Raw genomic sequence first — 8,084 nt, 5'->3', positions numbered from 1 at the left:
AAGGTTAAGGGGAGAGGTGAACCTCACTTTTGTGAGGGGAGCTTTGAACCTAAGCCCTGATGAACGCCGGCGGTAACTATAACCGTCCTATGGTAGCGTAATCCCTTGCCGGGTGAGTTCCGGCCTGCACGAATGGCATAACGACGTGAGAACTGTCTCAACGAGGGACTCAGCGAAATTGCGAGACCCGTGAAGACGCGGGTTACCTCCGACTAGACGAAAAGACCCCGTGAAGCTTTACTACAACTTGACATTGAATTACGGTTAAATCTGTTGAGCGTAGGTGGGAGTTCTGTTGTTAAAACAGGACGCCAATGAGACACCACCCTGATTTAACTCTAATTCTAACCCTGCTTTAGCAGGGGACACTGTCTGGTGGGTAGTTTATCTGGGGCGGATGCCTCCTAAAAGGTAACGGAGGCGTTTATAAGGTCGGCTAGGAGCGGATGGAAATCGCTCTGATAGTGCAAAGGCATAAGCCGGCTTAACTGCAAGGCGTACGTGCCGCGCAGAGAGGAAACTCGAACTTAGTGAACCGATGCGTCCTTATAGGCGGCGCAAAGATCAACGGATAAAAGCTACTCCGGGGATAACAGGCTCGTCGGGCCCGAGAGTCCCTATCGACGGCCCGGTTCGGCACCTCGATGTCGGCTCATCGCATCCTGGGGCTGGAGAAGGTCCCAAGGGTCTGGCTGTTCGCCAGTTAAAGCGATACGTGAGCTGGGTTCAGAACGTCGTAAGACAGTTCGGTCTCCTATCTGTCGGAGGCGTTGAAACTTGAGGGAGCTAGTCCTTAGTACGAGAGGACCAGGACTAACGAACCTCTGGTGTACCAGCTGTTCTGCCAAGAGCATTGCTGGGTAGCCACGTTCGGCACGGATAAACGCTGAAAGCATCTAAGCGTGAAGCCGTTCCCAAGATTAGGTTTCATAGACCCCTGAGAGATGATCAGGTTGATAGGCGGCAGGTGTAAGTCCGGTAACGGATTGAGCCAAGCCGTACTAATCGGTCATTTTCAATCAGGATCCATACAAGCCCTTATGATGATAAAATTTTTATTTTTTTAATTTTTAATTTTTTCAATTCATAAAATCTTCTTGGTGGTTTGAGCGAAGGGGAAACACCCGATCCCATTCCGAACTCGGTAGTTAAGCCCTTCAGCGCCGATGATAATCTCCGGTTCGCCGGAGGTGAAAGTAGGCCACTGCCAAGAGGATTTTTGTTTTATTAAATTTATCAAAATTAGATTTTTCTTCTTTTGTTTTCTGTTATAATTAATCTTGGATATTATTTTATAATTTTTATTTTTGTCTTTTGAAACTTGAATTTTAAACTGTTTTTATGCGTTATATTGCTGATTTTCATCTTCATTCCAAATACTCTCGTGCTACTTCCCAGCAAATGGATTTAGAAAATTTAGAAAAATGGGCACGGTGGAAAGGAATTCAAATTTTAGGCACAGGCGACTTCACTCACCCACTTTGGTTTAAAGAATTAAAAGAAAAATTAGAACCACTTGATAATGGCTTTTTTAGATTAAAAACAACCAAAGATTCAGCTGTTTATTTTATTTTAACGACAGAAGTTTCTTGTATTTATACTAAAAAAGGTGTTGTTCGACGTATTCATCTGATTATTTTCTTTCCCGATTTTCAAAGTGTTGAAAAATTTAACACCCAACTTTCTTGGAGTGCTAATCTTAAAGCTGATGGCCGACCGATGTTAGGTTTAGATGCTAAAGAAATTTTAAGAATGGTCTTAGAAATCTCGGCCGGAGGTTTAGTTGTCCCCGCCCATGTTTGGACGCCCTGGTACTCAATTTTTGGTTCAAAATCTGGTTTTGATTCTCTTGAAGAATGTTTTGATGAATTAAGACCGTATATCTATGCCATTGAGACTGGACTTTCTAGTGATCCGCCAATGAATTGGCGACTTTCGAAACTAGATCAAGTTACTTTAATTTCTTGTTCAGATTCACACTCTCCTCAAAATCTTGGCCGTGAGGCAACGGTTTTTGAATTTTCAGAAGTTTCTTACCAAAAAATTATTGAGACTTTAAAGAAAAAAGACCCTACTCATTTAAAATATACTATCGAATTTTTTCCTGAAGAAGGGAAATATCATTTCGATGGTCATCGTCTTTGTCAAGTTTCTTTTTCGCCAGCTGAAACAAAAAAAAGAGGCGGTTTCTGTCCAGCCTGCGGCAAACCATTAACAATTGGCGTCATGCACCGAGTTGACAAATTAGCCGATCGACCTGAAGGATTTATACCAGAGAATGTCATTCCTTTTAAAAGTCTAGTACCATTGCGCGAAATTATTGCTGAGTCTTTAGGCGTAGAGAAAAATTCTAAAGCGATAGAACAGGAATATTTAAATTTAATTGAGAAGGGCGGTAGCGAGTTTCAAATTCTTCTTGACTTAGGAGAGAAAGAGTTGGCCAAAATTGCTTCGGAAAAAATTGTCGAAGGAATATTAAAAATGCGCCAGGGCAAAGTACAAAAAATTGCTGGCTATGATGGTGTTTATGGTAAAATTAATGTTTTCAATCAATTAGAAGAAAAAAAAGAAAATAGACAGGGCCTACTCTTTAAATTTTAAATAATTCTTTCATCATTTCGAAAATGTTTTCCCAACTGAAGCCACGGCTGGCTAAATAACGAGCCAGTTTTTGTTTTTGTTCAAATGGTTTTAAATTTTGATAAGTTTTAATTTTCTTTTTTGCTAATTCAAGACCGTGCTCAATCTCTTCTTCTTTTTTATATTCTTCTAAAATTTTTTTGATTAATGTCTCATTAAGGCCCTTTTCTTTTAATTCTTTTTGAATGATAAATTTTCCTTTACCAGACAATTTTCTTGCTTCCAGCCAGGCGTGAGCAAATTTTTCGTCATCTAAATAGTCTAAATCCTTTAATTTTTTTAAAGTTTTTTGAATGACTTTTTTGGTAAAGCCCTTTTCTTTGAGTTTTTTCTCTATTTCTCTCCTACTTCTTTGTCTTACAGCCAACCAACGAAAAGATTTTTCCAAAGCTTTAACTCTTTGGTCTTTTTCTAAAATTTTTTCTATTTCCTTTTTTGAAATTACTTTACCATTATACAAATCAAAATCAGCTAATGTTTTTTTTGATAAACCAAAAGCGAATTTTCCGTCAAGGTAAATATTGACCCGCGAATTTCTTTTTTGTTGACTAATTTTAGTAATTTTTGGCCCCATTATTTATTTTAACTGAAAAATAAAAATTTCTCTTAAAATTTTCTGGTCCGGTCGGCAATAAATTATTGAACCACGACAAGTTAATTGGATAATTGGTTTTTTTCTTAATTCTTTTGGCAAAGGATTAATTATTTGCCAATCGGATTTTTTTAGTTCATCTAAAATTGGCAGAAAATTTAATCTACTATTTATTTTAAAAATTGGAAAAATGATAACAATCCGGCCGTCTTTTTTTAAAATTTTTTTAAACTCCCGGAAAGCAGTACAATATAGTTGAGACAATTCATTAATTAAATTTGAAATTTGAACGGCATTTGAAATTTTCAACGGTCCTAAATATGGTTCAGTGACAATTGCCTCAACTGAATTCGGTGATAAAACTTGGCTTAAATTCCTTACATCACATTTTTTAATTTTAATAAATTGTAATTTTGAATTTTGAATTTCAAATTTTGAGCTTTCAAGAAGCCACCTAATGTTTTCTTGTGTTCTTTTTATTGCCTCTTCACTAATATCCGTGCCAATGACATTTTGATAACCCATTAAAATTGCTTCTTGGAGGATGGTTCCTGAACCACAAAACGGATCTAAGATTACACCGTTTTCTGATACTTGGGCTAGATTAATCATAATTTTTGCCAATTTTGGCGGCATCATTCCTTCTTCAATTTTCCTTTGTGGCCGGCCAAAATCAGACCTTTCATATTCCTCAAAACTTTGGCAACTTAAAGTTTTGCCGATTAAAATTTCATTTCGATCAATCAAAAAAACAAATTCTCTTCCCTGGGTTAGTAATCTATTTTTTTGGATAATTACAGAAGAAAGGTTCTTTTCTTTTGATTCAACCCAACGCGAGGAGATATTTTTTTCTTTTAATCTGCTCTTGAGAGTCAAAGCTAATTTTTTAATTTTTGCTTGATAATTTTTGAGGTTTATTTTTCGTCCTAGTTGATAGAGACTAAAACCAAAATAAACCCTTTTTTGATTTTCAAGCGGTAATTCTTTTAAAAAAATATCTAAATTAAATTTTAGCCAATCAAAATCACCGCGAAAGAAAATAAGGCCAATCTTAATGGTGCCACCTAATTTTTTCTGTAAGTTCTCAACTTCTAATTTTTCTTTAGTTTTTAAAACCAAAACTTCGTCAGAAAACTTATAAAAATTGGCTTGACGGTCGGTTTGACGCCAAATTTCTGCGCTTGACAAGGTTGGCCAACGACCTAAAATAAAGAAATATAAATTACTAATCATATTTAGATTCTACCAATAGTTACCCTCAAAATCAATTTGTCTAAGATTGTAAATTTGCTAAAATAATCATTAGTTTTTAGTTATTGGTTATAGTTATTTAGTTAATAGTTTTTAAACCAATAACTAATAACCAAAACTACAGACTAATAACCAAGGACTATTAATTTATATGTACGAATTACTCTGTCTTTTTTCCTCAAATCTTTCTCCAGAATCAATTGCCTCTTTAGTAAAAAAAATTGAAGAAATTCTTTTTGATTTTCAAGCCTCGCTTGTTTATAAAAATGATTTTGGCGAAAAAAAACTTGCCTATCCTATTCGGCATGAAAAAAGGGGCTATTATTTTGCCTTTGGTTTTAAATTAAAGTCAGATTTCATTAAGAAATTAGAAGAAAAATTAAAAAACATTTCTGAAATTTTAAGATATCAAATTGTTAAAGTAAGAAAGTGGTCGGAAAAACCAGAAAAACCAGAAGAAATTCAAAAGAAACCAGTTCAGCCAGAGAAAGTTGATTTAGAAAAACTTGATGAAAAAATAGAAAAAATTTTAGCTGACGAGAATAAATTAATTAAATAATTTTTCTATGAATGTTAATAAAGTCATTATTGTCGGTCGATTAACGCGGGCACCAGAATCAAGAACAACGCCAACTGGTCAAACTGTCTGTACCTTCGGCGTCGCGACAAGTCGGGTTTGGAAAGATCCGACAGGTGAAAAAAAAGAAAAAACTGAATTTCATAACATTATCACCTGGGGGCGATTAGCGGAAATTTGTCAAAATTACTTAGTCAAAGGACAGATGGTTTTTATTGAAGGCAGGATTGAGACAAGAAACTGGACTGCTCCTGATGGAACGAAAAGAACAAGAACGGAAATTGTTGCTGAGAATCTTCAACTTGGTCCAAAGCCACGCGGTGTAACTATGGAAGAAGTTGTTGAAGAAGAAGTGCCACCAGAAGAACCGTTAACTACTGAAGAAGAAGAGATTAATGTTGAAGAGGTTCCCTTTTAAATTAAATCTAAAAAATAAAAAAACTTTCGTTTATTTTGTTTTATTATGAACAACAAAAAAGAGTGTTATTTTTGTACGAAACATATTGATGAAATTGATTACAAAGACGTCGAGACTCTTAGACGTTTTATTTCACCTTACGGGAGAATTCTCTCTCGAAAAAGAAGAAGGACCTGCGCTAAACATCAAAGAAAATTGAGTCGAGCCATTAAAAGAGCACGAATTATGGCTTTATTGCCATTTGTTAAAAAATAAAATTACGATGGATATTAACGAATTAAAAAAACAAGGCACGGTAATTAAATTAGAAAACGAGCCATATCTTGTTTTACGTTCACAACATGCGCGAACGGCTCAGCGCCGAGCTTTCGTTAGAACAACTTTGAAAAATTTGATTTCCGGTAAAACGATTGAGAAAACTTTTAATGCCGGCGATAAAATTGAAGAGGCAGAGATAAGAAAAATAAAAGCCGCCTTCCTTTATCGCCAAGGAAAGAATTTTTCTTTCATGAATTTAGAAAATTTTGAGGAAATTTCTTTATCTGAAGAACAAATAGAGAAAAAAAAAGATTTTTTGAAAGAAGGTTTAGAGGTTTTAATTCTCTACTTTGAAGATCGGCCAGTGGCGCTAGAATTACCACAGAAGGTTAGTTTGAAAGTCATTGAGGCTTCACCGGCGGTGCGGGGTGACACAGCTCAAGGCAAAACATTAAAAACCGTTAAGCTAGAAACCGGCTTAGAAATAGAAACCCCCCTTTTTGTTGAAACTGGTGATGAAGTTATTGTTAATACCGAAACTGGCCAATATGTTGAAAGAAAATAAAACCATTTTGAAAATTTATTAAAACAACCCTAAGTTTATGGCCATAAACATTGAAGAAATTTTTAAAGAGGCGGCGGCAATGAACGCTTCCGATGTTCATTTAGTTGTTGGTCATTGTCCAATTTTTCGCATTGATGGCAATTTAAATAGTATAAAAAAATGGCCAATGCTTACTCAAGAAGATATGCAAGAAGTTGTAGAAAGTCTTACTACTCCAGAGCAGAGGAAACGACTTTTAGAAAATAAAGAAACCGACCTTTCTTTTAATTTAGGTAAATTAATTCGTGCCAGAATTTCTGTTTTTTGGGAAAGAGGCAATCTTTCTCTTTCGGCGAGAATTATTTTGCCCCACATTCCGACAATGGAAGAAATTACTATGCCTCCTATTGCTTATCGTCTGGCCAGGGAAAGTGGTGGCTTAATTATCGTTACCGGTCCAGCCGGTTGCGGTAAATCAACCTCTTTAGCAGCGATGATTGAATTGATTAATCAGGAAAGAGTTTGTCGGATTATTACTCTCGAAGACCCGATTGAGTTTATTTTTAATTCTAAAAAGAGTATTATTGTCCAACGAGAACTGGACACCGATATGAATTCTTTTCAGCGTGCCCTTAAATACATTGTTCGTCAAGATCCCAATGTCATTATGGTTGGCGAGATGAGAGATTTAGAAACAATGAGTTCAACTATTACTTTAGCTGAAACTGGTCATTTAGTCCTCACCACCTTGCATACCTTTGATGCCGTTCAGGCTGTCAATCGGATTATTGATGTTTTTCCACCCCAACAACAAGTTCAAATCAGGATTCAACTTTCTCTTTCTTTGAAAGGTATTATCGCTCAAAAACTTATTCCGAAAGTTAATGGTGGTCGAATTGCTGCTCGCGAAGTTTTGATTAATACACCAGCTGTGGCAAACTTGATTCGAGAAAATAAAATTGCTCAAATTAAATCCGTCATTCAAACTGGGGCGGAAGAAGGAATGTTTACTTTTGATCAAAACTTGAAAAAACTTTACGAAGACGGTCTGATTACTAGAGAAACGGCCTTAGCCCATATGAGTCGGCCACAGGATTTAGCCGAATAATTCGCGAGTTTAATGAATTAAAAATTAATTTCTTTTAGTTTTTATTTTTTTAATTTTCTGCCTCCATAGTTTAATGGATAAAACATCGGTCTTCGGAACCGAAAATGGGGGTTCGATTCCCTCTGGAGGCAGGATTGTTTTCGCGCCCATAGCTCAGCTGGTAGAGCAACTGCCTCTTAAGCAGTCGGCCGCAGGTTCGAATCCTGCTGGGCGCAAAAATAAAAAGGGCCTATAGTTTAATGGTAGAACACTACATTTGCAATGTAGGGGTGGCAGTTCGATTCTGCCTAGGTCCATTTGATTTTTATAAATTATTTTTTGACTAAATTGAATCAATGCAGGGTGTGACCCATTTGATTACTGGTATTTTTCTTCAAGAAACGACCAACAAACTACGACCGGCCTTTCTTCGGTATTTTTTGATTGCTCTTTTAGCAATTATTTCCCACGGCCTTTTAGATAAATTAGGAATATTAACCTATCATCCGCCAATGCCTTTAATTTATGACTGGTTTTGGTTGGTTTATCACTTTCTTCTCGTCTGGCCAATTACTCTTTATATTTTAATTAAGTATGTCAGGCATTATTGGTTTGTTTTTCTTTTTTCTGTTTTACCAGATTTTGACTGGCTCATTTCATCTCTAGTCAAGTTTTTTTCTCTCTCTTTTCCCTTTGGTCAAGAGGCCATTCTTCATT

9 protein-coding genes, 3 tRNA genes and 2 rRNA genes are annotated in these 8,084 nt (G+C 36.1%); 12 read left to right on the top strand and 2 right to left on the bottom strand.

Annotation, left to right across the window (positions count from 1 at the left end; genetic code table 11):
• From N2259_00860 to N2259_00850, 3 genes are all read left to right on the top strand, one after another.
• Nucleotides 1-1,026, top strand: a 23S ribosomal RNA gene (locus tag N2259_00860); the annotation flags it as partial.
• Between the two features lie 70 nt (nt 1,027-1,096).
• A 5S ribosomal RNA gene (gene rrf, locus N2259_00855) occupies nt 1,097-1,213 on the top strand.
• 128 nt (nt 1,214-1,341) lie between these two features.
• Nucleotides 1,342-2,601 (top strand): endonuclease Q family protein, encoded by a 1,260-nt coding sequence (locus tag N2259_00850; GenBank protein MCX7778778.1) that lies wholly within the window; start codon nt 1,342-1,344, stop codon nt 2,599-2,601.
• Here the strand turns inward: N2259_00850 and N2259_00845 are convergent.
• Nucleotides 2,591-3,214, bottom strand: a complete 624-nt coding sequence (locus tag N2259_00845) for a RecX family transcriptional regulator (protein MCX7778777.1) — start codon at nt 3,212-3,214, stop codon at nt 2,591-2,593. The genes N2259_00850 and N2259_00845 overlap by 11 nt on opposite strands.
• Nucleotides 3,215-3,217: 3 nt before the next feature.
• Entirely contained in the window at nt 3,218-4,465 is a 1,248-nt protein-coding gene (locus tag N2259_00840) for a DNA methyltransferase (protein MCX7778776.1), read from the bottom strand.
• A gap of 169 nt (nt 4,466-4,634) precedes the next feature.
• Between N2259_00840 and rpsF the strand changes: the two genes are divergently transcribed.
• The 9 genes from rpsF to N2259_00795 form a co-directional block, all read left to right on the top strand.
• Nucleotides 4,635-5,042, top strand: a complete 408-nt coding sequence (gene rpsF, locus N2259_00835; protein MCX7778775.1) for a 30S ribosomal protein S6 — start codon at nt 4,635-4,637, stop codon at nt 5,040-5,042.
• A gap of 7 nt (nt 5,043-5,049) precedes the next feature.
• Nucleotides 5,050-5,478, top strand: a complete 429-nt coding sequence (ssb, locus tag N2259_00830) for a single-stranded DNA-binding protein (GenBank protein ID MCX7778774.1) — start codon at nt 5,050-5,052, stop codon at nt 5,476-5,478.
• A gap of 45 nt (nt 5,479-5,523) precedes the next feature.
• Nucleotides 5,524-5,733: a 30S ribosomal protein S18 gene (gene rpsR, locus N2259_00825; protein MCX7778773.1), complete on the top strand. Its 210-nt coding sequence runs from the start codon at nt 5,524-5,526 to the stop codon at nt 5,731-5,733.
• A gap of 7 nt (nt 5,734-5,740) precedes the next feature.
• Complete coding sequence (gene efp / locus N2259_00820; GenBank protein MCX7778772.1) at nt 5,741-6,301, top strand: elongation factor P; 561 nt, start codon at nt 5,741-5,743, stop codon at nt 6,299-6,301.
• A 37-nt stretch (nt 6,302-6,338) separates the two neighbouring features.
• Nucleotides 6,339-7,388, top strand: a complete 1,050-nt coding sequence (locus N2259_00815; protein MCX7778771.1) for a PilT/PilU family type 4a pilus ATPase — start codon at nt 6,339-6,341, stop codon at nt 7,386-7,388.
• Between the two features lie 59 nt (nt 7,389-7,447).
• Nucleotides 7,448-7,519, top strand: a tRNA-Arg gene (locus tag N2259_00810).
• An 11-nt stretch (nt 7,520-7,530) separates the two neighbouring features.
• Nucleotides 7,531-7,603 (top strand) — tRNA-Lys (locus tag N2259_00805).
• Nucleotides 7,604-7,613: 10 nt separating this feature from the next.
• A tRNA-Ala gene (locus N2259_00800) sits at nt 7,614-7,684 on the top strand.
• Between the two features lie 39 nt (nt 7,685-7,723).
• A partial coding sequence (locus N2259_00795) for a hypothetical protein (protein MCX7778770.1) occupies nt 7,724-8,084 on the top strand: 361 nt, incomplete at its 3' end.

Source organism: Patescibacteria group bacterium (genome assembly GCA_026417895.1).
Classification (GTDB): Bacteria; Patescibacteriota; Patescibacteriia; order UBA2591; family CALHIP01; genus CALHIP01.
This window is presented reverse-complemented; position numbering and strand designations above follow the sequence as displayed.